The 25,144-nt window shown below is 53.9% G+C and carries 21 protein-coding genes; 15 read left to right on the forward strand and 6 right to left on the reverse strand.

Translation table 11 applies throughout. The features are described 5' to 3' along the window. Positions 1 to 44: 44 nt before the first annotated feature. The 5 genes from CA264_RS05940 to CA264_RS05960 all read left to right on the forward strand — a co-directional run bounded on the left by CA264_RS05940 (position 45) and on the right by CA264_RS05960 (position 7,738). A complete protein-coding gene (locus tag CA264_RS05940; protein WP_025605446.1) occupies positions 45 to 2,273 on the forward strand; it encodes an ATP-binding protein in 2,229 nt (742 codons plus the stop codon). Positions 2,274 to 2,293: 20 nt separating this feature from the next. Next, positions 2,294 to 2,728, forward strand: a complete 435-nt coding sequence (locus CA264_RS05945) for a VOC family protein (RefSeq protein ID WP_025605448.1) — start codon at positions 2,294 to 2,296, stop codon at positions 2,726 to 2,728. 164 nt (positions 2,729 to 2,892) lie between these two features. Continuing rightward, the gene (locus CA264_RS05950) at positions 2,893 to 5,799 is read left to right on the forward strand and encodes a PD-(D/E)XK nuclease family protein (protein WP_025605450.1); all 2,907 of its coding nucleotides are present in this window, start codon (positions 2,893 to 2,895) and stop codon (positions 5,797 to 5,799) included. Between the two features lie 65 nt (positions 5,800 to 5,864). After that, a complete protein-coding gene (locus CA264_RS05955) occupies positions 5,865 to 6,419 on the forward strand; it encodes a hypothetical protein (RefSeq protein ID WP_025605452.1) in 555 nt (184 codons plus the stop codon). Positions 6,420 to 6,652: 233 nt separating this feature from the next. Then, on the forward strand, positions 6,653 to 7,738 hold the full coding sequence (locus CA264_RS05960) for an FUSC family protein (protein ID WP_025605454.1): 1,086 nt from the start codon (positions 6,653 to 6,655) through the stop codon (positions 7,736 to 7,738). Between the two features lie 94 nt (positions 7,739 to 7,832). Here the strand turns inward: CA264_RS05960 and CA264_RS05965 are convergent, their stop codons facing one another. After that, positions 7,833 to 8,819, reverse strand: coding sequence for an aldo/keto reductase (locus CA264_RS05965; RefSeq protein WP_025605456.1), 987 nt, complete (start codon positions 8,817 to 8,819; stop codon positions 7,833 to 7,835). 301 nt (positions 8,820 to 9,120) lie between these two features. Continuing rightward, complete coding sequence (locus CA264_RS05970) at positions 9,121 to 9,867, reverse strand: SDR family NAD(P)-dependent oxidoreductase (RefSeq protein WP_025605458.1); 747 nt, start codon at positions 9,865 to 9,867, stop codon at positions 9,121 to 9,123. Between the two features lie 326 nt (positions 9,868 to 10,193). Here CA264_RS05970 and CA264_RS05975 point away from each other — a divergent pair, with 326 nt between their 5' ends. Both CA264_RS05975 and CA264_RS05980 read left to right on the forward strand, forming a co-directional pair. Then, complete coding sequence (locus tag CA264_RS05975) at positions 10,194 to 11,660, forward strand: M48 family metalloprotease (RefSeq protein ID WP_025605460.1); 1,467 nt, start codon at positions 10,194 to 10,196, stop codon at positions 11,658 to 11,660. A 140-nt stretch (positions 11,661 to 11,800) separates the two neighbouring features. Beyond that, positions 11,801 to 12,835: an N-acetylmuramoyl-L-alanine amidase family protein gene (locus CA264_RS05980; RefSeq protein ID WP_051364334.1), complete on the forward strand. Its 1,035-nt coding sequence runs from the start codon at positions 11,801 to 11,803 to the stop codon at positions 12,833 to 12,835. 77 nt (positions 12,836 to 12,912) lie between these two features. Here CA264_RS05980 and CA264_RS05985 read toward each other — a convergent pair whose 3' ends face one another. Continuing rightward, positions 12,913 to 13,299: a hypothetical protein gene (locus CA264_RS05985; protein ID WP_025605464.1), complete on the reverse strand. Its 387-nt coding sequence runs from the start codon at positions 13,297 to 13,299 to the stop codon at positions 12,913 to 12,915. A gap of 268 nt (positions 13,300 to 13,567) precedes the next feature. On the opposite strand from CA264_RS05985, the gene CA264_RS05990 reads away from it, so the two are divergent. The 4 genes from CA264_RS05990 (at position 13,568) to CA264_RS06005 (ending at position 17,892) form a co-directional block, all read left to right on the forward strand. Then, a complete protein-coding gene (locus CA264_RS05990) occupies positions 13,568 to 13,981 on the forward strand; it encodes a DUF4625 domain-containing protein (RefSeq protein ID WP_084196166.1) in 414 nt (137 codons plus the stop codon). Positions 13,982 to 14,188: 207 nt separating this feature from the next. Next, positions 14,189 to 15,460 (forward strand): cytochrome P450, encoded by a 1,272-nt coding sequence (locus CA264_RS05995; RefSeq protein ID WP_025605467.1) that lies wholly within the window; start codon positions 14,189 to 14,191, stop codon positions 15,458 to 15,460. Positions 15,461 to 15,580: 120 nt separating this feature from the next. Then, positions 15,581 to 16,972, forward strand: a complete 1,392-nt coding sequence (locus CA264_RS06000; RefSeq protein WP_025605469.1) for an MBL fold metallo-hydrolase RNA specificity domain-containing protein — start codon at positions 15,581 to 15,583, stop codon at positions 16,970 to 16,972. A 293-nt stretch (positions 16,973 to 17,265) separates the two neighbouring features. After that, positions 17,266 to 17,892, forward strand: a complete 627-nt coding sequence (locus CA264_RS06005; RefSeq protein WP_237151182.1) for a hypothetical protein — start codon at positions 17,266 to 17,268, stop codon at positions 17,890 to 17,892. 74 nt (positions 17,893 to 17,966) lie between these two features. Here the strand turns inward: CA264_RS06005 and CA264_RS06010 are convergent, their stop codons facing one another. Then, a complete protein-coding gene (locus CA264_RS06010; RefSeq protein ID WP_025605471.1) occupies positions 17,967 to 19,229 on the reverse strand; it encodes an alkaline phosphatase family protein in 1,263 nt (420 codons plus the stop codon). A gap of 199 nt (positions 19,230 to 19,428) precedes the next feature. Between CA264_RS06010 and CA264_RS06015 the strand changes: the two genes are divergently transcribed. Continuing rightward, a complete protein-coding gene (locus CA264_RS06015; RefSeq protein WP_025605473.1) occupies positions 19,429 to 21,300 on the forward strand; it encodes a M1 family metallopeptidase in 1,872 nt (623 codons plus the stop codon). A 112-nt stretch (positions 21,301 to 21,412) separates the two neighbouring features. Here the strand turns inward: CA264_RS06015 and CA264_RS06020 are convergent, their stop codons facing one another. Beyond that, positions 21,413 to 21,877 carry an RES family NAD+ phosphorylase gene (locus tag CA264_RS06020; RefSeq protein ID WP_025605475.1) on the reverse strand — a complete coding sequence of 155 codons (465 nt, stop codon included), beginning with the start codon at positions 21,875 to 21,877 and terminating at the stop codon, positions 21,413 to 21,415. Beyond that, a complete protein-coding gene (gene parS, locus CA264_RS06025; protein ID WP_025605477.1) occupies positions 21,874 to 22,302 on the reverse strand; it encodes a type II RES/Xre toxin-antitoxin system antitoxin in 429 nt (142 codons plus the stop codon). Before parS ends, CA264_RS06020 begins: the two co-directional genes overlap by 4 nt. Before the next feature lie 174 nt (positions 22,303 to 22,476). Here parS and CA264_RS06030 point away from each other — a divergent pair, with 174 nt between their 5' ends. From CA264_RS06030 to CA264_RS06040, 3 genes are all read left to right on the forward strand, one after another. After that, the gene (locus tag CA264_RS06030; RefSeq protein ID WP_025605479.1) at positions 22,477 to 23,205 is read left to right on the forward strand and encodes a tetratricopeptide repeat protein; all 729 of its coding nucleotides are present in this window, start codon (positions 22,477 to 22,479) and stop codon (positions 23,203 to 23,205) included. 121 nt (positions 23,206 to 23,326) lie between these two features. Continuing rightward, a complete protein-coding gene (locus CA264_RS06035; protein WP_025605481.1) occupies positions 23,327 to 24,055 on the forward strand; it encodes a tetratricopeptide repeat protein in 729 nt (242 codons plus the stop codon). A 103-nt stretch (positions 24,056 to 24,158) separates the two neighbouring features. After that, positions 24,159 to 25,031: a bifunctional transcriptional activator/DNA repair enzyme AdaA gene (locus CA264_RS06040; protein WP_025605483.1), complete on the forward strand. Its 873-nt coding sequence runs from the start codon at positions 24,159 to 24,161 to the stop codon at positions 25,029 to 25,031. Positions 25,032 to 25,144 lie beyond the last annotated feature (113 nt).

Raw genomic sequence — 25,144 nt, forward strand, 5'->3', positions numbered from 1 at the left:
AAAGCAATCTCTTAAAAAGCAGATTATTCAATACGAGCATCTTCATGCAGAATTACAAAAACCTGAAAGTTGACCTTTCCAACTGTGACAAAGAGCCCATCCACATCATCGGCCGGATTCAGCCGCACGGCTTTATGCTTATACTTGACCATGACTCGCTGCTCGTGGAGCAGGCCAGCGAGAACGTGGCAGGCTTTCTGGGGATAGAGGCCAGCAGTTTGATCGGTCAGTCGCTGGAGGTGCTGTGCTCCGGGGAAGGCTACATGCTGCTGGAGCAGCAGTTGCGAAATGCCGTGAAGCTGAACCCGCAGCTGCTCCTGATGCAGGAGCAGGTATACTTCGGCTTTGTTCACCTGTCGGCGGGCAAGCTGGTGCTGGAGTGCGAGCCTGCCGTGCCCACAGCCGAACAGCAGCGCCTGGAGAACGCTTACCAGTTCGCCCAGTTCCAGACTGATCTGAACGAGCTGGATACCATGGCCGGGCAGTCGCAGCTGGTGGTGGACTACGTGCAGCGCGTGCTGGATTACGACAGGGTCATGCTCTACAAATTTGATGAGGACTGGAACGGCGAGGTAATAGCAGACAGGGTGAAGCCGGGCGTGCACTCGTACCTGCACCACCACTTCCCGGCCTCCGACATCCCGGCACCGGCCAGAGCCCTGCTCGAGAAGAAGCAGGTGCGGCAGATTCCGGATGTGCAGGCCCAGGCGGTGGATATCGTGCCGTACCTCAATCCTGCCACCGGAAGCCCTTCCAACATCATCCTGTCGGAGCTGCGGAACCCCTCCGAGATTCACCTGGAGTACCTGCGGAACATGGACGTGAGCGCTACCCTGTCTTTCTCCATTATGGTGAAGGGCAAGCTGTGGGGCCTGATCACGTGCCAGCATCTTACGCCGGTGTTCAAAGACTACTGGAAACGGCAGCTCTGCTACCTGATAGCCAAGGCTTTTTCCAATGCCATCCTGTCTGACAGCGAGCAGCGCGATGTGCAAACACTGGCGCAAAGCAAAAAGCTGGAGGAAGAACTGATCCAGCGCCTTAGCGGGGCCAGCCATATCGGCAAAGAGCTTTTCGAGGGCGAGGTTAACCTTCTGCACCTCACCGGCTGCTCCGCGGCAGCCCTGTACTTCAACCACGAGCTGATTGCCTCGGGGCAAGGGCCTGATGAAAGCCAGGTCATGCAGATCATAGACTGGCTCTCGGAGAACAACACCAGCCGGGTGTTCAGCACCAGGCAGCTTTCGAGCCACATGCCGGGTGCGGAGGCTTTTCGGGCAAACGCCAGCGGGCTGCTTGCCCTGGAGATCTCCCGCTACAACAAAGAGTACATTCTATACTTTAAGCCGGAGATAAAGGAGACCCGGATATGGGCAGGTAACCCCGATAAGCCACTCCCCGGCGGAGACATGCGGATACACCCGCGCAAGTCTTTCCAGAACTGGACGGAAGTGATCAAAGGGAAGTCTGAGCCCTGGACGGTGAACGAGCTGGAGATCACGCAGATGCTGCTGAAAGACATTACGGCGATCATACTGCGCAACCAGGCCAGCCAGCTGAAGCAGCTAAACCAGGAGCTAAAGCTCTACACCCAGGACCTGCACGTTAAAAACAGCCGCCTGGAGGATTTTGCCCATATCATCACGCATAACCTGCGGTCACCGTTAAAGAACATCAAAGGCCTGCACAGCTTATACCTGGCAGAGCCTACAAACGAGAGCGCCGCAGAGATAATGGAGCACATCTCCAAAATGACGGATAACATCTCGGCGACCATCGATGACCTGAACCTGATTCTGAAGGCGGCCATTGAGCAGCAGTTGCCGCAGTGCAATGTGCAGCTCCACGACATCATTGAGAAGGAAATTGAGAACCTGCAGGCTGAGATAAAGCAGACCGACGCGAAGATCTGTACCGACCTGCAGGTGCCCGCGCTGAATATGCCAAAGGTGTATTTGGAGAGCATCATGCACAACCTGCTTTCCAACGCGCTAAAGTACAGAGGCGACCGGCCGCCGCTCATCACCGTGAGAAGCTGGCAGGAGGAGCATAACATCTACCTCTCCGTGGCTGACAATGGCTTAGGCATGGACCTGGGCAAGGTTGGGCCGAAACTGTTTGGCCTCTACAATACCTTCCACCGCAAAAAAGACGCAAAAGGGCTGGGCTTATACTTAACACGCATGCAGGTAGAGGGCCTGGGCGGAAAGATCAGCGTAGAGAGCGCACCGGAGAAAGGCACTACCTTTACGGTACAGCTCCCAAGGCATTAGCAATAAACAAGGCAAAATATATGGAACCAAGATTAACACTGATCACCTTAGGCGTGAGAAACCTGCAACGGGCGAAGGAGTTTTACCAGCACGTGTTCGGGTGGCAGCCCAGCGAGAGCAGCAACGACAGCATTGTCTTTTTTCAGTTGAACGGCATGCAGCTGGCTCTTTTTCCGCAGGAGTCCTTAGCCGATGATGCCGGTGTTCCGGCCGAGGGCAGCGGCTTTAAGCGTTTTTCGCTGGCGCACAACGTGGCCTCTGAGCAGCAGGTGGATGAGCTGGTGGCGCAGCTGGAGCAGAAGGGCGCCACTGTGCTGAAACGCCCGGAGAAAGTGTTCTGGGGAGGCTACAGCAGCTACATTGCAGACCCGGACGACAACCTGTGGGAGATCGCCTACAATCCATTCCTGCTGCCGGATGACCCAAGCGGGCACAGGCAGGACTCTATACATTAAGTATCGGGGTTAAAAGGATGAGAGGATGCACAGGGGCGGCCTATACTTACAGGCACCTCCATCCTAATGATGCTGGCAAAGAGAAAAGCGCTCCATCACGCAATCACTCACTCTGAAGTTAAACATTCAGTCATTCAACATACAGTTATTCAAAACTTACCCACGTGCAAACCTTTCTGGAGCTAACGGCCAAATACGTTTACGAGAAGTATAAAGAAAACATCAGCGACCTGTGCGTGGTGCTGCCCTCGCGCCGTGCGAGCTTTTTCTTTAAAACAGCCCTGGCCCAGGCGGCCCCGGACCCGATCTGGTCGCCGGAGGTGTATGCCATGGAGGACTTTATCCGCAGTCTCTCCAAAACCGATGTGCTGGAGCCGATAAACCTGCAGCTGGAGCTGTTCGACCTGATGCGCGAGCAGGACCCGAAGCTCGATTTCGACAACTTCGTGACCTGGGCGGGCACCCTGCTGGAGGACTTCAGTCGCATCGACCAGAACCTGGTGGCCACGGACAAGCTGTTTGAGTACCTGGGGGAGGCGAAGGCGCTGGAGCGCTGGGACCCGAAGTTCCTGGGCAAAGAGCTCTCTCCTACCCTTAAAAAGTACTTCAGCCTTTGGGATAACATCGAGAAGACCTACCACAACCTGCAGCGGCGCTTGCTGGATAAAAAGCAGGCCTACACAGGTATGGCTTTTCGCAAAGTGGCCGAAACCATTGAGCAGATTGCCAGGACGAGCGAGTGCCACCAGTTCATTTTTATCGGCCTGAACAGCCTTACCCGCTCCGAGGAGAAGATCATCCGGACGCTGCTCAAGTATGAGAAGGCCGAGGTGCTCTTCGATTCTGATGATTTCTACATGGAGGGCGATTCGCCTAACCGTGCCGGTGGCTTTTTGCGCAGCTACAAAAGCACCTGGGGCATGCCGGAGTGGCGCTGGCAGCAGAACCTACTGCAGACAGATACAAAAGAGATAAACGTTATCGGCGTGGCCAACGCCAGCATGCAGGGCAAGCTGGCCGGGCAGCTGCTACAGGAGATACGGCAGCAGGACAAGCACGCGCAGACGGCCATCGTGCTGCCCGACGAAACGCTGCTGCTGCCCGTGCTGCACTCCATCCCGGAGGACGTGCCTACCTATAACGTTACCATGGGCCTCAGCTTTAGGGGCACCCCGCTGTTTAACCTCATCGACCTGCTTTTTGAAGTACACCTGACGGGGGTAACGCAGCTGCAGGCCTCCGGCTACAAAGTATACCAGTACCACCACCTGAGCGTCACGAAGCTGCTGACGCACCCTTTCATCCGCCGGTACGAGCTTTACCTCGGCGACCAGCCGGAGAAGGCCCGGTACCATGGCATGATCCAGCAGGTGCTCGACAAGATGGTGCAGGAGAACAAAGTGTTGATTACGGCGCAGGAGCTTATTGAGCTGAGCCAGCACCACCCGCTCTTCGAGACGCTTTTCCGCACCTGGCGCGACTGCGACGACATTATCGTGGCGATGTATGAGCTGATCGAGCTGCTGCGCGAAGTATACACCCACGGCCGCAACAGCATCGAAACGGAGTACCTGTACATCTTCTATACCTTGGTGAAGCGCCTCGATACCATCTTCGACTGCCGCGAGCACAAGATCTCCGTGCGCAGCTTCCGGAAGTTTCTCTACGAGTTGATTTCCCAGACGCGCCTGCCCTTCAGCGGGGAGCCAATCTCGGAGGTGCAGATCATGGGTATGCTGGAAACGCGTGCGCTGGACTTTGAGAACCTGATCATCCTGTCGGTAAACGAGAACGTGCTGCCTGCGCCCAAGCGCCAGGAGTCGCTGATGCCCTATGATGTGCTGCGGGAGTTCGGCCTGCCGACGTATGCCGAAACCGAGGGGACCATGGCCTATAACTTTTACCGCCTGCTGCAGCGCGCCAAGAAGATAAACCTGCTTTACGTGCTTCCCTCCGACACCTACGGCTCCGGCGAGAAAAGCCGTTTCATACTGCAGCTGCAAAACGACCTGGCCCTGCGCAACCCCAACATCACGTTCCGCGACCTGACGGCCTCCGTAGAGTTGCAGGAAACGCGCAAGTACAGCGAAGATATCATTATTGAAAAGACACCCGAAACGCTTACTGCGCTTCGCGCGGAGCTGGAGCGGGGGCTTTACCCTTCGCACCTGAACATGTACATCAACTGCTCGTTGCAGTATTACTTTACCCGCATCGCCAAAATGCAGGAGGTGGATGAGGTGGAGGAGCAGCTTGGCGCCGACCAGTTCGGTACCATTGTGCACCAGGTGCTGGAGGACTTTTTCCGGCCGCATGAGCAAAGCGGCGACCCCCTGCTTGCCGGGCATGTGGAGCAGATGCTGCAGGCGCTGCCCGATAAAGTAAAGCGCGAGTTCAGCAAAGTGACCCTGGGGGCCAAGCCGGAGCGCGGCATGAACTACCTGCTCTACAAAGTGGCGGTGGAGGTGCTGGAGAAATACCTGCAGAAGCTGAAGGATTCTGACGAGCTGCCCCTCTACGTGCTGCGCCTCGAGCAAACGCTGGCCACCACGCTTCCGGTGCAGGTGGGCAACGAGGTGGTAAACGTGCGTATCGCCGGCAAAGCAGACCGCATCGACCTCACGGGCCCTGAACTGCGCGTGATTGACTATAAAACAGGCAAAGTGGAGCAGAACCAGCTGCGCGTAAAGCCTGAGGATGTTTCGCTGCACTTCCTAACCGACCAGAAGTATGGCAAAGCCCGCCAGCTCTGGCTGTATGAGTACGTGCTGAAGCGGGTGCTGGAGGAGCAGCCCGAAACTATACTTCGCCGTGCCGGCCACATCTCCCCACAAAGTATACAGCCGAAGTCGGGCATCCTCTCCTTCCGAAACCTGGAGCCGGGCGTGCTGTCGTCGGAGTTTAACTTTACAGAGGCGGACGGTGCCACTCCAAAGGATTTTGTGGCGGCCTCCGAAGAGCTGCTGGGAGACTTCGTGCGCCGCATGCTGGACCCCGAGGAGCCAATCAGAAAAACGCAGGACCTGGATGTGTGCCAGTGGTGCGCCTACAGGGGAATTTGTGCGCGGTAAAAAAAAGCATGAGTTAATGGTTTTCTTACTTTTACTTCTACCCTTTAAGTTACAGTAACAACTATATGGCTAAACTGAAACACATGCTCTCGCTTGTAGCTTTGCTTCTTGCTGTTTTTGTAGTCTCTCCGCACCAATCTTCTGCCCAAACAGTGCAAGACTTGGATAAAAAGTATGGCTTTCGAGATGTACACTTTGGAGATCAGCTAAACGCTATCGTAGGTATGCAAGAGTACAAGCATGCATTAAGTAGCCAGCCGCACAGTGCATGGAAAGAGTACAGGCGCTCTACAGACAACCTGCAAATTGGAGACGTAGCATTAGATTACCTCGCCTATGAGAGCTTTAATGAACGTTTTTACAGGGTAATGTTCGTTGCTGACGCTATCCACGGGTACAAGCTCTTTGAAATACTTTCTACTGTGTATGGAAAACCTAACGGCAAAATTGAGCTTAGTTCAGGAGCTGAATACTATTGGAGGGGGGACAAAGTGGAAATGATCATGTCCGAGACAGCACCCCAAAAAGTGCATGTCTTTATTACATCTCTTTCAATTCAAGAGGAGCTGCAAAAACATCTTCAGGCGGAAAGACTAAAATCGCTCCAGAATGAGCTTTGAAGCAATTCAACTGAGCTTACTAAAACGTTTCGTTTCTGCTGATGGCTTCTCTGTGTCAGCGATACGTCCTGGGGCTTTTTAACTGTTATTGTTCGCGTAGGTGGGTTGTGGTTCCGGTTCATCTTTATCTAAACTCCTATCTCAAACAATCAAGCCTCTCAGGGAATCGCCGGCGTACCCCTACCCTATCTGTAAAAGCTAACTTAAAGCCATAGTATAAGTATGTACCTCCTGTGAACAGGATACTAAGAATATTAAGCAAGCTCGGGCTGACGCTACAGATCATAAAAACTGCCTTTGCTGCTGCACTTTCCTGGTTTATCGCCTCCAGCCTGCTCCACTCTCCTTATCCTTACTTTGCGGCGGTGGCGGCCATTATTACCGTGCAGGTTACGGTGGCAGACTCCGTTAATAAAGCTTCGCAACGTATTATCGGTATTATTGGCGGCGTTCTGATCAGCATGCTGCTGGGGCACTGGTTTGAGATCGGGGCTATTTCCATCTTCTTCATTATTTTGATTGGGATGGGGATCGCCAAAGCCTTCCGAATGAATCCCCAGATCATTTCGCAGGTGGCCATTAGCTCGCTGCTGGTGCTGGCTTTTGGCCAAACCAAGGCCGGGTATGCCTATGAGCGCATCATCGAAACCATTCTGGGCTCCGGCATCGCTGTCCTGATCAACGCCCTGATTGTTCCGCAGGATGCTATCCCTGAAGTGGAAAGGAGCATTGTGTCCTACAGCAAACTGGCTGCCAGTACACTAAAAGGCTTAAGCGCCCTGTTGATAGAAAGCGGAGGCCGCCGGAGAACAGGCCGTTCCGAAGTGGAGGCGCTCACCAAAGTAGCCATGGAGTGCCGCAAATCGCTTGAGCTGGCAGAGCAAAGCCTGAAGTACAACCCCTTGCTTACCCACAAACGCGCCAGACTTGCCCGTTTGGCGGCTGATACCAGGCTGCTGCACAGCATTATGATCCAGATCAGGGGTATCAGGAGAAGCCTGGCGGACCTGCAGCAAAACAGCGCCTTTCAAACGGACTATAGTAAAGAGCAGTTGGAAAATGCCCTGGGAGCGACGGCCACGTGTGTAGAGGCGTTCGGGCAAACAATTGTTGCCCCTTCCGATAGCAAGGCGGCTGCCCTGGGCGGGGCCATCCGGCTGGCGCGGCAGGAACAGGCCCGATGCCTGGAAAGCCTGGCCAATGTCTCCTCCCTGGCCATTCTGCAGGATATGGGCAGCATCCTGACGGACCTCAGCCGCATTGTAGCGGAAACAGAGCGGCCGGAAACGGAGAAAGAGGATATCCCGAAAGTAGCGTGAGCTGCAGCCTTGGATGTAGCAGAAAAAAAACCAACGGAAACAGAAAAGCCCGTGGCCTCCTCTGTGCCACGGGCTTCTGTGCTAAAGGGGCAGGCTAACCGTTTATGGCCTTCATCTGCTCTTCCCGGTATCTGCCGCCTGCTGCTACGCCTTTTGGGGCTATGGCATCAATCTGCTGTAACTCCTCCTGCGATAGCGACACATCCAGCGCACCAACGTTTTCTTCCAGGTATTTGCGGCGCTTGGTGCCCGGAATTGGCACCACATCGTCACCCTGAGCCAGCAGCCAGGCCAGGGCCAGCTGTGAAGGGGTGCAGCCTTTCTGCGAGGCCATCTCCTCTATCTTCTGCACCAGGTCCAGGTTCTTTTGGAAATTGTCGCCCTGGAAACGCGGCGACTGCCGCCTGTAGTCGTCCTCGGCCAGGTCCTCAAACTTCTTTATCTGCCCCGTTAGGAAGCCTCGGCCGAGCGGGCTGTACGGTACAAAGCCGATGCCCATTTGGCGGCATGCAGGCAGAATTTCGTCTTCCACATCGCGGCTCCAGAGCGAGTATTCTGTTTGCAGGGCTGTGATGGGATGTACTTTATGTGCTTTTCGGATTGTCTCCACACTTGCCTCAGAGAGCCCCAGGTACCGCACCTTCCCCTCTTTCACCAGCTCTGCCATGGCGCCCACGGTGTCTTCAATCGGGGTGTCTTTATCTACCCGGTGCTGATAGTATAAGTCAATGTGGTCTACCCCTAAGCGTTTCAGGCTGGCTTCGCAGGACTGCTTTACATAGTCTGGTTTTCCGTTGACGCCCAAAAAGCTGCCGTCCTTGGCCCTGACATTCCCGAACTTGGTGGCCAGAATCACCTGGTCCCGCCTGTCAGCGATAGCTCGGCCGACCAGTTCCTCGTTTGCGCCTACGCCGTACATGTCAGCGGTGTCCAGAAAGTTTACGCCGAGCTCCAGCGCACGGTGTATGGTGGCGACAGACTCTTTGTCGTCGCGGTTGCTGTAAAAGTCAGACATGCCCATGCAGCCTAAGCCCAGGGCGGAAACTTCCAGTCCTTGTTGTCCTAATTTTCGCTTGTTCATAATATAACTGGTTAATGTGGTGGTTTGATATGGGTTGCGCTGCTGAAGTCTCAGCCAGGGTAGCCCTAAGTATAAAATTTGTGCCTGTGCGCCTGCTTGATATTAAGATAAAACGCCACAGCCCGTAGCAGCCTTTGGCCCGTGTTGCTGGTTAAGAGCCTTTGCCAGCTCAAGGGCTGTTCGGGAGGTGCGTATGCAGCAGTAAACAAACGCCCAACGTGTACAGCTGATGAATGCGTTCTGTGCAGTTACAGACTTCGCTAAGCTGCTGCTTATCACGCTACTTTTTAGCTAGGGAAACTTAAGCCAGGGCACCTCCGTCCACGGCCAAATGGGTGCCGTTACAGTAGCTGGAGTCGTCGGAGGCAAAGAAGATGAATGCCTTTGCAACTTCCTCGGATTTACCCAGGCGCCTGGCCGGGGTGCCGGCAATCCACAGCTGGTGAACGTCCTGGGGCACGGCGTCCAGCAGCGGCGTATCGATGTAATACGGGCAAATGGCGTTGGCTCTGATGTTTTTCTCCGCATACTGCACTGCAATGTTCTTGGTGAGGCCCAGCAGGCCGTGCTTTGCCGCGGTGTAAGGAGCCAGCCCGTGCTCTGCCACAAGGCCAGCCAGAGACGACATGTTCACGATAACGCCACCGCCCTGCTTCAGAAACTGCTGTAGCTCATACTTCACGCAGTAAAACTGCCCATTCAGGTTTATCTGGATAATTTTCTCCCACACTTTATCGTCCATGTCGTGGATGCCTGAGTAGGGCCCGCCGATGCCTGCGTTGTTCAGGGCCACATCCAGCTTCCCGTATTTCTCGACAGTTGCTTGGATGGCGCTTTTTACGCTCTCCACATCAGCCACATCTATAGGCACAAACATCGCGTCCGCTCCCATTTCCTGTAGCTCGTTAATGGTGCCCTGGTGTTCCGCTTTCGCGAGGTCAGCTATAACCACGTTGGCGCCTTCCCGCGCTGCCTCCAGTGCACATGCTTTCCCGATGCCGGAGTTGCCCCCGGTGATAAATACTACTTTGTCTTCAAGTCGCTTCATAGGTTATGTAATAGTGGTTGTTAAATTAAAGTACATGTAAAGTGATACGGGGATTGTAGCTGCAGGGGGTAGAAAAAGTCACCCCACCTACAAAGCAGCCCCGGCAGCAGCGGCAACGGTCACTAGACAAGGCCGATGGGCTCCAGACTGGTCGCAGCACCTCGTGTGTTCATCGCTTTTGTGCGACAGGCACAGGCGCTGCACAGGGTCGGCTCCTCCGGCTGTAACTATTCATTTTAGCCCTGCGTTGATACAAAAGATTACATTATCCTAATATTTTGATCACTCAAAGCCTCTCCGTATAGGGGAATAAGCTCATAACTGATATGAAGAGACATAGCGTTTACATACTTGCAACGGCAGTAACCATGCTGTTTAATTCCTGCGCAACCAACCCGGTAACAGGTAAGAAGGACCTGGTGCTGATGTCGGAGGAGCAGGAAATTGCCCTGGGACAGCAGTCTGACCCGGCCGTGCTCGCCCAGTTCGGCGTCTACGAAAACCAGCAGCTGCAGAACTTTATCCAGGAAAAAGGCAAGGCCATGGCGGCCATTTCGCACCGCCCCAACCTGAACTATGAGTTTAAGGTGGTGGACTCGCCGGTGGTGAACGCCTTTGCCCTGCCCGGCGGGTATGTGTACTTTACCCGCGGCATCCTGGCGCACTTTAACAACGAGGCGCAGTTTGCCGGTGTGCTGGGGCATGAGATTGGGCACGTGGCTGCGCGCCACTCGGTGCAGCAGCAAACAAAGTCCACCCTGGCGCAGGTGGGTTTGATTGCCGGTAGCGTGCTCTCGCCTGAGTTTGCGCAGTTCGGCGATGCCGCTTCGCAGGGCCTGGGGCTGCTGTTCCTGAAATTCGGCAGGGATGATGAGCGGGAGTCGGATAGGCTTGGGGTGGAGTACTCCTCTAAAATTGGGTACGATGCCGAGGAAATGGCGGACTTCTTCATGACGCTGCAGCGGCAACAGGGAGAGAGCGGAGAAGCCGTGCCCAACTTCCTTTCGACACACCCCAACCCGGCAGACCGCTACGAGGCGGTAAACAAGCTGGCCTTCGACTGGAAGCAAAAGCTCAACCTGACCGTGGCCAAGGTAAACCGCAACAGTTACCTGAAAATGATTGACGGCCTGGTGTACGGCGAGGACCCGCGGCAAGGCTTTGTGGAGAATAATGTTTTCTACCACCCGGAGCTGAAGTTTAAGTTTCCGATCCCTAATTCCTGGGCCTACCAAAACACACCACAGGCGTTTCAAATGGCGCCCAAGGACGGCAAGGCAATCATGAACCTGACCCTTGCGCCCGGCGAAACACTGGAGGCTGCCGCCCAGCAAATGGTTCAGCAGTACAGCCTGCAGGTGGTTGAGTCGAAGAGCACCACCGTAAACGGGCTTCCGGCACTGGCCATTGTCGCAGATCAGCAACAGCAGCAGCAACAGCAACAGCAGCAGCAGGCCATTCGCACGCTCACTTACCTCATCAAGTACAACGGCAACATCTACAGCTTAATGGGTATTTCCACCGTCAATAACTTCAGTAACTATTTCAACGAGTTTACGAATACGATGCAGAACTTCAGCCCGCTTACCGAGGCGGCAAAGCTGAACAAGCAGCCTGTGCGCCTTCGCGTCGAGACGGTGCAGCAGGGTGGCTCTGTGCGGCAGGTTTTCCAGCGCTACCAGGTACCGCAGGACCGTATGGAAGAACTGGCAATCCTGAACGGGCTGGAACTGGACGACCGCGTGGAGCAGGGCACTATGATCAAGCTGCTCAGCAGTTACGAAAAGATATAAAGGGAGGAGCCTGGGAGACAGGTTGTTCCTGCTACTGTTACGCCAGATAGGTCGCGTGTTAGGCGACACTATCTGGCGAATAACTTTTATACCTGCAAAATTTTTTATACTATCGCTTCGTAAGAGATAGTGAGATGATAATGTTTAATACTTTGCGCACCCTTATACTCTCCTGTATACTTTCCCTGACCGCCTCCTTCGCCTTTAGCCAAAGCAACTCCAAAGTAGTTGCCAAAGCCGGCGACGGTATTTACCTGCTTCTGCGCCGCCACGGCCTGGACCCCACGCAGCACCTGCAGGCATTTATGGAGCTCAACAAGAAGAATATCGGGCAAGATAACAGCCTCTATGCCGGCAGAACCTATTTTCTGCCCTCTGGCTCAGCCGGTGCAGCAGAAAAAACTACTGTTAAAGCTGCCACGGCTCCCTCCGTGCTGGAGGTGCCCCTCTTTGGTGAAGACTATGCGCGCGTAGAGATTCTTGACCGCGAGCTGCAGGGGGCTGTATACTACCTGATGGCTGGCCACAGTGGCCCGGACCCGGGGGCAGTTGGCAAGTATGGCCCGTACATGCTCAGCGAGGATGAGTATGCCTATGATGTCACCGTTCGCCTGGCCCGCCGCCTGATGGAGCACGGCGCCACCGTTTACATGATCATACAGGACCCCGACGATGGCATCCGGGATGAGAATATCCTTAAGATGGACAGGGATGAGCTCAGCTACTCCGGCAAGCCTATCCCCTACGACCACAATAAACGCCTGCGGCAGCGTGTAAATGAGGTAAACAAACTCTACCTGCAGCACCAAAACGATTACCAGCGCATGCTCTCCGTGCACGTCGATAGCCGCAGTAAGAGCCAGAATATCGATGTTTTCTTTTACCACCACGAAAACAGCCCGTCCGGCCAGGCATTGGCCGAGCGCATCCATGAGGTGTTTACCAACAAGTATAACCGCTACCAGCCAAACCGCGATTACTACGGCAGCGTATCTCCGCGCAGCAGCCTGTATGTGGTTAAGTACAGCAACCCGCCCACTGTGTTCGTAGAGTTGGGGAACATCCGAAACGACAAAGACCAACGCCGCTTCGTTATCCCGAACAACCGCCAGGCCCTTGCCAACTGGATCTGCGACGGTATTATGGCAGACTATAAAGCCAGCAAAGAGAAGTAAACGTTAGCTAGTGAGCCCATAAATCAGGAAAGCAGGTGTTACAGCACCTGCTTTCCTGATTTATGGGCTTTTGTGTTCTATGCTTTGAGGTAATCATACACCAGCAGGTTCTGTATATTGCTCTGGTGCGCATCGTTTCCCGTGGTTTCCGCGCCTTTGTTCACCATGTCGGCAGTGCCGATCAGTAGCTGGCGCTTTATGTTGTCCGGGTCCTTCTCGCGCGAAAAGTACAGCGCTACATAGTCTCTCGGGCCAAAGTACCCGTCGCGGCCCATGCCCATCGCCGTTAAAATGCTGTTCAGCTTATCCACCACGCCTGGCTCTTCCCGGTCAGCGAAGCCAAAATACTTGTACTCGCCGTTCGTTTCCTCCCGGTGCCGGTCAAATGTTTTCCTTATTCCTTCCTCAAACTGCTTTTGTTGGTCTTCCTTGTCAAAATAGTACAGCAATACGTAATTATTCATACCTGATTGTTCTTAAAGTTCTGAATACAAGCATGGTTACGACACGATGTTAGCTTGGTTCCTGCTATCGGGTGGATGAGGGTCTTTTTTTAGCGACGCCAGAAAATGGGCTAAGGAGAGGTGCAATTAAAGTTGGACGAATTTTGCGATGGAAAACCTTATTCTCTGAGGGGCGTTAAAAGGGCTGTACTTCCAAACGCTGTATGCTTACCTTACTACTATATTGGTATACAGTTATTTATTTATCTACAACTTAATACAACAAGCTATGAAGAAGTTAAATTGGCTATTCCTGTTATTGTTCTCTTTTGCATTTATTGCCTGCGACGACGACGATGATGATGTGGATCTGGATGCAACTGCGCCAACAATTACCGTTATCTCACCTGTTGCCAACACTACGTATGCACCTGGTGATGTAGTGCCGGTACGTGCCGATATTGAGGATAACCTGGGGCTGGACGAAGTGAGGGTAGTGCTGATGCGCCCGGACGGGACAGAGACAGTTCTGAACGACGACTCCATCCGCGATTTCCTGAACGATAACACGGAGGCCGAAGTAGACTTCGATGTTAACCTGGACGCCAACCAACCTGTGGGTGCTTACATGCTTCGATTTGAAGCAGTGGATGAGCAAGACAACACGGCACAGGAAACGGTTACCTTTAGTGTGGCTATGTAAGCGCCGGAATAAAATTTTTTAGTGAGTAAAAGAGAGGCCCCGCTAGCTAGCGGGGCCTCTCTTTTTTAGCCCTTTGCCGCCTCCGCTGCAGCTGGAGGCGCTGTTTCAGCTCTTTCAAACAACCCGCACCCCTTCTACGCGTAGTTTAAAACCGAAACACAGATTTCAGTTTCTTTCACTCAACGTACATCAAACACACCTGTACCTATGAAAAACATCCCGCACGACAACACGCTCGACAGCTCAATCTCCTTACTCCTGGAAGGCTACCCTTTTCTGAAAAAGCGCATGGAGGATCATCAGACCGATATATTCCAGACCCGCCTGCTGGGCGAAAAGGTGATTTGCATCCACGGGAAAGAAGCGGCCGCGCTCTTTTATGACAATGCGTACTTCTGGCGAGAAGGCGTGCTGCCCAAACGCGTACAGCAGACACTGATGGGGAAAAACGGTGTTCAGATGCTGGACGGGGAGGCGCACAGGCACCGTAAGGCCTTGTTCATGTCGTTCATGTCCAGGGATCGCATTGATGACCTCATGGGCCTGATGCTGCGTTACTGGCGTGCCTACGCCCGGAAATGGGAGAAAATGGAGCGTGTCGTGCTCTTCGACGAAGCCCGAGAGGTGCTATGCCTGGCTGCCTGTGAGTGGGCGGGTGTTCCGCTGAAGCCGACCGAGGTGCGCGAGCATGCCCAGGAATATATCGAAATGATTTACGGCTTTGGCGGCGCCACCACGCGCTACTGGCGTGGCATACACGCCCGCAACGTGTCGGAGAAGTGGAACAAGAAGATTATCGAGGACATCCGCAGCCGTAAACTGGAGGTGCCGGAGAACTCTGCTGCTTACCAGATTGCCTGGTTCCGCGACCTTGACGGGGAGCTGCTGGACCTCCACGTAGCCACGGTGGAGCTGATGAACGTGGTGCGGCCTATTGTCGCTATTGCAACCTATGTGGCCTTTTCGGCACTGGCGCTGCACGAACACCCCGAGCAGGTGGAGAAGATCAGGACAGGCGAGGAGAAGTACGCCCAGCTGTTTGTGCAGGAAGTGCGCCGCTTCTACCCTTTCACACCTTTTCTGGGCGCGCGCCCGCACCGGGACTTCGAGTGGAAGGGGCACCAGTTTAAGGAAGGCACCTTAGTGCTGCTGGATGTTTTCGGGATGCTGCATGACCCGGAGATGTGGCCCGATCCGTATGCCTTTAAGCCGGAGCGGTTCACGGAGTGGTCCGGCAGTCCCTTCGACTTTATCCCCCAGGGCGGCGGAGACCACTACACTGGCCACCGCTGCGCCGGGGAATGGATCACGATAAAGGCGATGAAGGTAGCACTGCAGTTCCTGACGCAGGAGGTAAAGTATATAGTGCCGGAGCAGGACCTGGAGGTGGACATCCATAAAATGCCGACACTCCCAAAGAGCGGCTTCGAAATAAGTGACGTACAGTACACCGGCAGCAACGTCTACGCCGAAGTTTAGTACGCGTATAGCCATAATCACACAACCAGAAAGGAGAGCCAGCCTGCGTGGCAGCTCTCCTTTCTGACCCTCGGCACAAACGTTACGCGGGCCCTTATACCCTATTCAAGATATCATTTCATGGCACAACAATCAGGTCCTGTACAGCTGCAGTTTTTAGGTGCGGCAGGAGTCGTAACAGGCTCCAGGACATTACTGCAGATAGGCGACCTTAAACTACTGGTGGACTGCGGTCTGTTCCAGGGTAACAAAAAAGAGCGCAAGCTGAATAAAGCGAAACGGTTCCCGTTCAAACCCTCTGAACTGGATGCTATTCTGCTGACGCACGGCCACCTGGACCACAGCGGCTACCTGCCGGTGCTGGTAAAGAAAGGCTACAGCGGCCCTATTTACGCCACGGCCCCGACAAAAGACATCACGGAGGTTATACTTACCGACAGCGCACACATACAGCAGGAGGACGCCAAAGACCTGAACCAGCGACGCGCCGAGGCCGGCAAAAAGCCGGTAAAGCCGCTCTACCGGCCCAAGCATGTGCGGCGCACCATGGAGCTGTTCCAAACGTATACTGACCAGGAGTGGGTGACACTAAAAGAGGGCGTTAAATTCCGGTTCCTGAAGAGCGGGCACATCTTGGGCTCGGCCAGCATTGAGCTGGTGTGCGACGGCAAGACCTATTTGTTCTCCGGAGATATCGGGCAGCAGGAACCACTGATCCTGGACTCCCCTACCCGTTGCGTGCGCGCCGACTACGTAGTGCTGGAGTCTACTTACGGCGATAAGCTGCATGATAAATCCAACTCTCCTTTCCAGGCGCTGCAGGAAGTGGTGAACAGCACCTTTGAGAAAGGAGGCTCAGTGGTTATCCCTAGTTTTGCGGTGGAGCGGGCCCAGGAGATAATTATGCTGCTCAACGATTTGAGGCGTGAAAAGAGCATTCCCGCTATCCCTATTTACCTGGACTCCCCGATGGGTATCAACATCACCGAACTATTTCAGAAATACAAAGGCTGGCACAACCTGAGCGACGCAGAAGCCGAGGATCTGACAGATAATGTGCATATCATCAAAAGCTTTGAGGATACCCTGCACGTGCTGGATGAGGACAGCCCTAAGCAGAAGATTATTATCGCAGGCAGCGGCATGGCAACAGGCGGGCGTGTGCTCTACTATCTCAAAAAGCTGGTTGGCGATGAGAAAAACACTATACTGCTTGTTGGCCACCAGGCAAAGGGCACCCGGGGGAACAAACTTAGCAAAGGGGCCAGCGAAATCAAGATTGATGGTCAGCGCTTCCCGGTGAGAGCCGACATACGGCAGATTGGCTCCCTCTCTGCCCACGCCGATCAGGAAGACCTGCTGTGGTGTTTGAGTGCCATGCGTGCCGCCCCTGAGCGCGTGTTCCTGAACCATGGGGAGCAGGACGCCACTGTAGCCCTGAAGGAGAAAATTGAGCAGCAGTATGGGTGGCCTGTGTCCATCGCAAAAATGGATAAAGTGTACCATTTATAGGGGCCGGTAGCGTATAATTAAGACGTGCTGAGCCACTTTTTACCCCGCTGGTGATTTGCCACAGCTGCACCATTAGTCGCGGCAACTGTTAGACGGCACTGGTGAGCTAAGTCCCTGTGCTAAAGTGCAATTTGCTCAGTGTCTCCCATGTTTCAGCCTATACCCTTCTTAATTATATTAACACCTCTTCATTTGATCATTTTACCATATTTTAAAACCCGCACAGAAACTAAGCGTTAATAAGAGAGAGCTTAGGATTTATAATTAGTACAATTGATTAAAAAACTTAACCTATGAGAACGATGACTATGAAACGCATATTTTTACTTTCGGCTTTTTTATCGATTTTATCTTTCAGTGCTTCGGCCCAGATCGACGAAGAGATCATGGATCGCAGACCACAAACCACGGCTCCAGTGGCAGATGATGCCGTGCAGAAAGGCAACTGGCTTGTCGGTGCCAGCATCGGTAATATCGGCCACAACTTTAAATCCGAAACGTTTAACTTCGATATCGAACCGAGAGCCGGTTACTTTGTGAGCGACAACGCTGTAGTTGGTGCTTCTGCTCAGCTTGGCGTATCGATCTACGACGGCGGGGAATCCTGGCGCTATGGTGTAACGCCATTCGTTCGTTACTATTTCCCGGAAGGAGCAGCATCTACGCACAGATGGTTTGGTGAGGCGCTACTAGGGTTTGCCGGTAGCTCCGAAGAAGACAGCGATGGCGATGCAGTCGTTTCCAGAGTATATGGCGTACGTGCAGGTTATGCCCACTTTGTGGCACAGAACGTAGCCCTGGAAGGTACGCTTAACCTAATCAGAAGCAGCGCCAACATCGACATTGACGACAGCGCTTCGACTGGACTGTCGTTAGCAGTAGGACTGCAGATATACCTGCCAGGCAGAGGCAATCAGTAAGCATAGAAACCATATACAAAAGAAAAGGGAGTTGCTGTACAGCAACTCCCTTTTCTTTTGCCCTTTAGCATAGGCTACTTCAGAATACTTTTAGCGATGCTGCCGTCACCATTGATTGTGTGGCTGTAAGGCAAGTCCAGTATCTCGGTTACTACCGGGTACACGTGTATATTCTGAAAGGATGGAATCTTAACGCCAGGTTTAAAAGCCGGTCCCCAGGCGTAGAAGGTCGCGTGCATGTCCTTTACGGCGGCAGGGTCGTACCCGTGCATGCCGGGAGCAGGCTTGCGGCCGGAGAAATGGAAGATCTTTGGAGCCTTTGTCAAAAGCAGGATGTCTCCTACCCTGTTAAAGGCGTCGTCTTTGGTGCCATAGTGCAGGTGCTTGGGCAGGTTGTGCTTCGTGTACACCTCGTAGGCTCCGTTTGCCTCTTTCTTTAGCTTTTTGTAGGTGCTTTTGATGGCGCTCTTGTCCTTGGCGTGCAGCTCTACAATCATGCCCGGGCCAGAGACACGGAACTTTGCTGTATCAATGGCGGCAGGCAACGGCAGGGTATTTTCCTGGTCAACCTGGGTCATGCCGTGGTCCGACACAAAGATGTAGTTTACCGGTAATCCCGTTTTGGCAACGGCCTCTGTCAGCGCTTTCAGCTGTGCATCCAGCTCAAGCACTGCCTGCTTTGTTTCAGGCGCATCGGGGCCAAAGCTATGGCCGGCGTGGTCTACTTCAGGCAGGTAGAAGGTGATCAGGTGCGGGCGCTTTTCCTCGGGCAGGCGCAGCCAATCCACCACCGTCTGCAGGCGTTCCTCAAAAGGAATCTTTTCATTGTAGGTGTACCAGTACGTCGGGAGCGTGTTCTGGATGGGGGCCTCGGAGCCTACCCAGTAAAAGCTTGCTGAAAGCATCTGGTTCTGCTCCGCCAGCAACCACAGGGGCACACCGCCGTACCAGCTGCCATCCTCCACATTGTCTCTGTTGCGCATGGAGTAGCTTTCCTGGCGCTGCGGGTCGTAGAAATAGTTGTTGATGAGGCCGTGGCTCGCCGGGTACATGCCGGTTACCAGCGTGTAGTGGTTTGGGAAGGTCTTTGACGGGAAGGACGGAACCATCGAGGCTGCCTCCACGCCCTGCGCCCGCAGTGCCTGCAGCGTTTTGGCGTTATACTTATCAGCATAATCGTAACGGAAGCCATCCGCCGAGATCATGATGACATAGGGCTTCTGCATTTGCTCCGGGCTGTTGCGGCGTCCCTCCACCACGTGCTGGGTGGTGTCTACCTGTGCCCAGGCCGGTGCGGCCAAAAGCAGGGCAAGTAAAAAGGTTTTCAAACGTTTCATGCCGCTAATATAAGGGGCTCGGCCCAAAAAGTATGGCGGCGGCTTTTATTTTAATGTTAAGCCACCGGTTGCCTTGCCCACAGGCGCTTACGCAGCTACCCTCCTGCCTTGGCTGTTCCGCAGCAGCAACCAGGCATGATATTAGCGTAGCTGGCTACATATAAAATATTAGATTTGCAGCGAAACCTATCCAATCTACATGTTCAAACAAAAACTTATACTAACAGCGGCCCTGCTTGCCACCGGATTCGGCGGCTTTGCTCAGCAACTGCCGATGCCGCGCAACATTGAGCAGGCCTACGCCTCCGGCACCCGCTCTGCCGACGGACGCCCCGGCCAGAACTACTGGCAGAACACGGCCGACTATAACATTAAAGTGGCCTATAACCCGGAAACGCGCCTACTGAACGGTACCGTAGACATTGCCTACACCAACAACAGCCCCGATACGCTGAAGCAGATCCTGTTCAAGCTTTACCCGAACGTGTACCAGAAAGGCGCCGCCCGTGCCAGCAGCATAGACCCTGCCGATGCCTCAGAGGGTGTGCAGCTCTCGAAGCTAAGTATAAACAATGCCGCGCAGGATGTAAGCAAGCTGCGCGTGAGCGGCACTAACCTGCCGGTGCGCATTCAGCCGCTGGCACCCAAAGGAAAGGCGAACATCTCCATTGCCTACAGCTATACTTTAAATGAAGGTTCCCATAACCGTACCGGTCAGGTAGACGAAGAAGGCGCGACCTTTATTGCCTACTTCTTTCCGCGCGTAGCCGTGTACGACGACATTGACGGCTGGAACCGCAATCCGTACAATGGCTCCCAGGAGTTCTATAACGACTTCAGCGATTTCCACACGGAGATCACGGTGCCGAAGGACTTTGTTGTGTGGGCGACAGGCGACCTGACAAATGCCCATGAAGTGCTGCAGAAAAAGTATGCGAAGCGCCTGGAGCAGGCCGGCAAGAAAGACGCCATCGTGTATGTGGTGGACTCCACAGACCTGAAGAAGGGCGGTATCACTGCGCAGCAGGCCACGAACACATGGAAGTTCGATGCAAAGAACGTGGTGGACTTTGCCTTTGCCACCAGCGACCACTACCTCTGGAAAGCCACCAGCCTGGTGGTAGATCCAAAGACCAAGCGCCGCACCCGCGTGGACGTTGCCTTTAACCCCAAGCACAAGGATTTTGAGGAAGTAGCCAGCTTTGGCCGCAAAACGGTGGAGGCCATGAGCTATACTTTCCCGAAATGGCCCTTCCCGTACAGCCACATCAGCGTGTTTGATGGCCTTGACCAGATGGAGTACCCGATGATGGTGAACGACAACCCGCTGGAAAACCGCGAAGACGTGATCATGCTCACCGACCACGAGATCTTCCACACCATGTTCCCTTTCTACATGGGCATCAACGAAACCAAGTATGGCTGGATGGACGAAGGCTGGGCCACCATCGGCGAGTGGATCGTGACCCCGATCATCGACCCAAGCATCACCGATGACTATGGTGTAGCTCCTTACGGCGCACTGGCCGGAACGGAGGTAGACTTGCCGATCAACACGCTTACAACACAGCAATCAGGCACCAGCATGTTCCTGAACTCTTACCCGAAGCCTGCGCTCGGTTACCTGTATGTGAAAGATATGCTGGGTGATGAGCTGTTTACCAAAGCACTGCATAATTACATAGCGCAATGGAACGGAAAACACCCGCAGCCTTACGACTTCTTCAACGCGATGAACACGGGAGCCGGCCGCAACATGAACTGGTTCTGGCAGCGCTGGTTCTTCGATAACGGCTATCCTGATCTGGCCATTGCCGATGTGAAACAGCAGAACAACGAGTACCAGGTTACAGTGGAAGCCAAAGGCACTAAGCCTGTTCCGGTTGATTTGGTGATCACGTATGCAGATGGCTCAATAGAGAAACTGCACAAGGATGTGTCGGTTTGGGAAAAGGGCAACAAAACCACAAGCCTTAGCTTTAAACCAAAGCAGCAGGTAAAGCAACTGGAGCTAAAAGGCACCCACGTGCCGGACAGCAACAAAGCGGATAATGTATACCTGGTGAAGTAGCCATACTTCTTCACAAAGCAAAACAGCCACACCGGAGTCTCCTGGTGTGGCTGTTTTGCTTTAATCTTTCCAGCAAGCGGTGCTTTTCCTCTGCTGTATGCCTCGGCTTTGCCTAGTCCTTTACGAAAAGCCGTTTATCGAACTCAAACAGCACCGTCTCCACAATACGCACCTGCCGGAAATCTTGGTGGCGTGGGTTGAGGAGGTAGTTATAGTTGCCTTGCACGGTGGCGGACGGTACTTTTAGAACCAGGTGCTCGTACTCCTGCACAAAGGCGTCTCCTATCATTTGGGTGCTGTTCGCGTGCGGAAACGACTTCCAATCAGCCGGCAGCTCCGCCTCGCTGAGCTCTTTCATACTTGTGTTGTCCGGGATGTCAATTTTTACAAGAAAGTAATCTTTCGGAATGATGCCCAGTGGCATGTGCACCGCAATCTCCACGGTACACAAGGCAATGGACTCGCTCGTGTAAAGGAGAGCAGTGCCCTTGCTGTTCCAGCGGCCGCCAGCCAGTTCTGCGCCTTTGCCTGATAAGTCGTTTTTATATGGCCCTCTGCTGAGGCGGTATACGATCATGCCAATACGCCGTGTTCAATGCGGGTTAACTCATCGCGCAGCAAACCGATACCAAAGGTGCTGTCGAGAAGCTCTTTCGGTTTAACGCCTCCCAGCGCCACGTTCTTGGCATTGAGCCAGGCATCAAAGTTTGCCGGGTCGCCGAACACGTCTATGCCCTTGTTATAGATGAGCGTGATCTCCAGTATCTTTTCCGAGTGGAGCGGGTCGAAAGTGCGCTTTTCCTTTTTATAGCGCTGGAACGTGCGCTCAGACAGGTGCAAAAAGTTAGACCACTCCGTCAGGTTAAACGGAATCACGTCGGCTATACTTTGGAACAACGAATACTTTATGCCTTCGCGCACCGTGCTGATAAGCATAAACACGTCTTTATCGTCTATGAGCTTGTACGTTAAGCTATTGTCGATCTTTAAGGCCTCTCCCATGGTTGCTGTCTTTTATACTTTCAAATATACGAAAGTTGTCTATAATAAAACGTCAAATGTCGTGCAATAGTTTTCTGAGCCGCCGAAAGTAGCGCTATACAAGGTGCTGTTATGTACAAGGTGCACTAAACAACTGCCGCAGGCGTTAGTACCAGAAACCAGTAAGAAGATAACATGCGATATTATATAGCAGCGGCGGCTGTGCTGATGGCGGGGCTGAGCGCTTGCAGCAGCCAGAACTCCGTTATGGAAGCACAGGAGCTGCAGCAGCAAAAGCTTACGCTACAGGATGTGGTTCCTGCCATGGCCCCTAAAACGGTGGAGGCCAAAGCCAAGCAGCGGAAGTTTCTGAAGGAAAACATGAGCAGGTTTAAGAACCGTAAACTGGCCAGCGATTTTTATGTGCTGCAGGCCCGGCGCATCTTCAACGAGGACAAACTTGACTCTGCCACCCTTTTCTTTAACCGCGCCTGGCTGATGGACAGCACCAACAACGATGTGTACTGGGGCTATGGGCTGGTGTTCGGGAAACAGGAGCAGTATGACAAGTCCCTGTTTATCCTTTACCGCGCCCTGGAGAAAGACAGCCAAAACCCGCGCCTGCTCACTGATGTGGCCACAACCCACCTGGCGCGCTTTTACCAGCACAGCAGCCTGGACGATCTGCGGCAGAGTAAGAAGCTCCTGGAGCAGGCCCTGAAACTGGAGCCGGAAAATGCCGCGGACACCTACTACAAGCTGGCCGTGAACAGCTACTACCTGCGCAAGTACGCCGATGCCTGGGATTACCTGCACCAGAGTATCCGCCAGGATAAGAACAAGGAGGACAAGACCTTTATTGCCGCTTTGCTGGAAAAGGAACAGGACCCGCAGGGCGTTTATTCCGATCAACAGGTGCAGTAGTGGCTTGCAAGTATAACCGCGCGGCCTTATTTTTATACTTTGGCATTTGGCAGAAAAGAATATCTTTGTCCGGTGCAAGTCAGGGAACAGCCTGAAACATACATCGCCTTATCCACCTTTTATGAAGAAGAGACTTATCGCTATACTGGCCTTTTTTTGTGCCACCACCTTTAGCTTTGCGCAGGAGCAAACGAGCGAAACCAGCGTGAAAGTGCTCCCGATGTTCGGGGGCAAGCAAAAGACGGAAACGGAGCAGAAGCAGGATGAGAAGTTCCTGACCAGCTGCGACAAGAACTTCAGTACCCGTGTGGAGGCTAGTAAGTTCTTTATGGAGCGTGGCTGGGAGTACCTGAACGAAGGGCAGACCGACACGGCCATGTACCGCTTTAACCTGGCCTGGCTCCTCAACCCGGGCAACAAAGACACCTACTGGGCCTTCGGCCTGGTTACATCAGCAAAGGGCCAAAGCGAGGAGGCCATTAGCCTGTACGAAAAAGCACTGGAGCTGGACCCTAAAAACTCGCTCCTGCTCTCGGATGTGGCTGCTGCCTACCTGGCTGTCTATAAAGAGAACAAAAAGAAAAAGTACCTGAAAAAAGCCGCCGGCTATGTTAATACAGCCACTGCCGCGGACGCCGGCAATGCCTATGCGCTGTACAACACGTCGCTGGTGAAGTTCTATGAGAAGAAATACGGCGAGGCTTGGGACTACCTGCACCGGAGCCGCGCCATCAACATGACGCAGATCGACTATGGGTATATCATGGAGCTGGTCGCCCAGATGCCGGACCCGCAGGGCTTCTTTAAGCAAATGGCCCCGGACGTCAACACAGATACCGCCCAAAATTAAGCACTGTCCCCCGCCCTTCCTGCGGGGGATTTTTTTATTCGCCCCCACACAAAACCGCAAGATTCGGGTTGGTAGTACAGGGGCTTTTGCTGTTTTTTGAAGTATGAACCATTACGAAACTGTGGCAAAGGCCCTGGCCTACATCCGGAACCACGTGCAGCAGCAGCCGGCGCTTGAGGAGGTGGCGGCGCATGTGCACATGAGCCCCTTTCACTTTCAGCGTTTGTTTACCGAGTGGGCCGGTGTGAGCCCTAAAAAGTTTCTGCAGTACCTCACCCTGAACCATGCCAAAGCCGTGCTGGCCCGAAACAGCAGCCTTGCCGATGCGGCCTTTCACACAGGCCTTAGCGGCGCGAGCCGGTTGCACGACCTGTTTCTGAGCCTGGAAGGAATGACGCCCGGCGAGTTTAAAAAGCAGGGAGAGCAGCTGCAGCTGAACTATAGCTTCGGGAGCTGCGTGTTTGGCAACTACCTTGTTGCCTCTACGGACCGGGGCATCTGCCACCTGCATTTTTACGAGGAGGCCGCGGCCGCGCTGCAGGAGGTACAGCAGAGCTGGCCAAAGGCAACCCTGGCGCTGGCACCTGATGAGTTGCATGCGCAGGTTGCCGATTTTCTGCACAACAGGCTTAAGCCGGACGCGCCGAAGCTAAAGCTGCACCTGCGCGGCACCCCCTTTCAACTCAAAGTGTGGGAGGCGCTGCTGCGTATCCCCGAGGGGCAGCTGACGTCTTATGCCACGCTGGCCCACCGCATTGGGCAGCCCACGGCCAGCAGAGCCGTGGGCACGGCTATCGGTAGCAACCCTGTCGGTTTCCTGATCCCCTGCCACCGTGTTATAAAAAGTGTGGGCGGCATAGGCGAATACCGCTGGGGAAGCGCGCGCAAAATGGCCATGATCGGTTGGGAGGCGGCCCAGGCGGCCAACGCTGAACCAGATTCGGCACGTGACTTGCCGCTCTTTCAGCAGCGGTAGCACATAAAGCCTTAGCGGGGTGCGTGTTAGCTGCAGGTTATTACTTTAGCAAGAGCTGACGCTAATTATCTGTGAATTGCTGTGCCGGGAGTTGATAATCTTTCAATTTTGCT

This window comes from Pontibacter actiniarum (assembly GCF_003585765.1).
GTDB lineage: Bacteria > Bacteroidota > Bacteroidia > Cytophagales > Hymenobacteraceae > Pontibacter > Pontibacter actiniarum.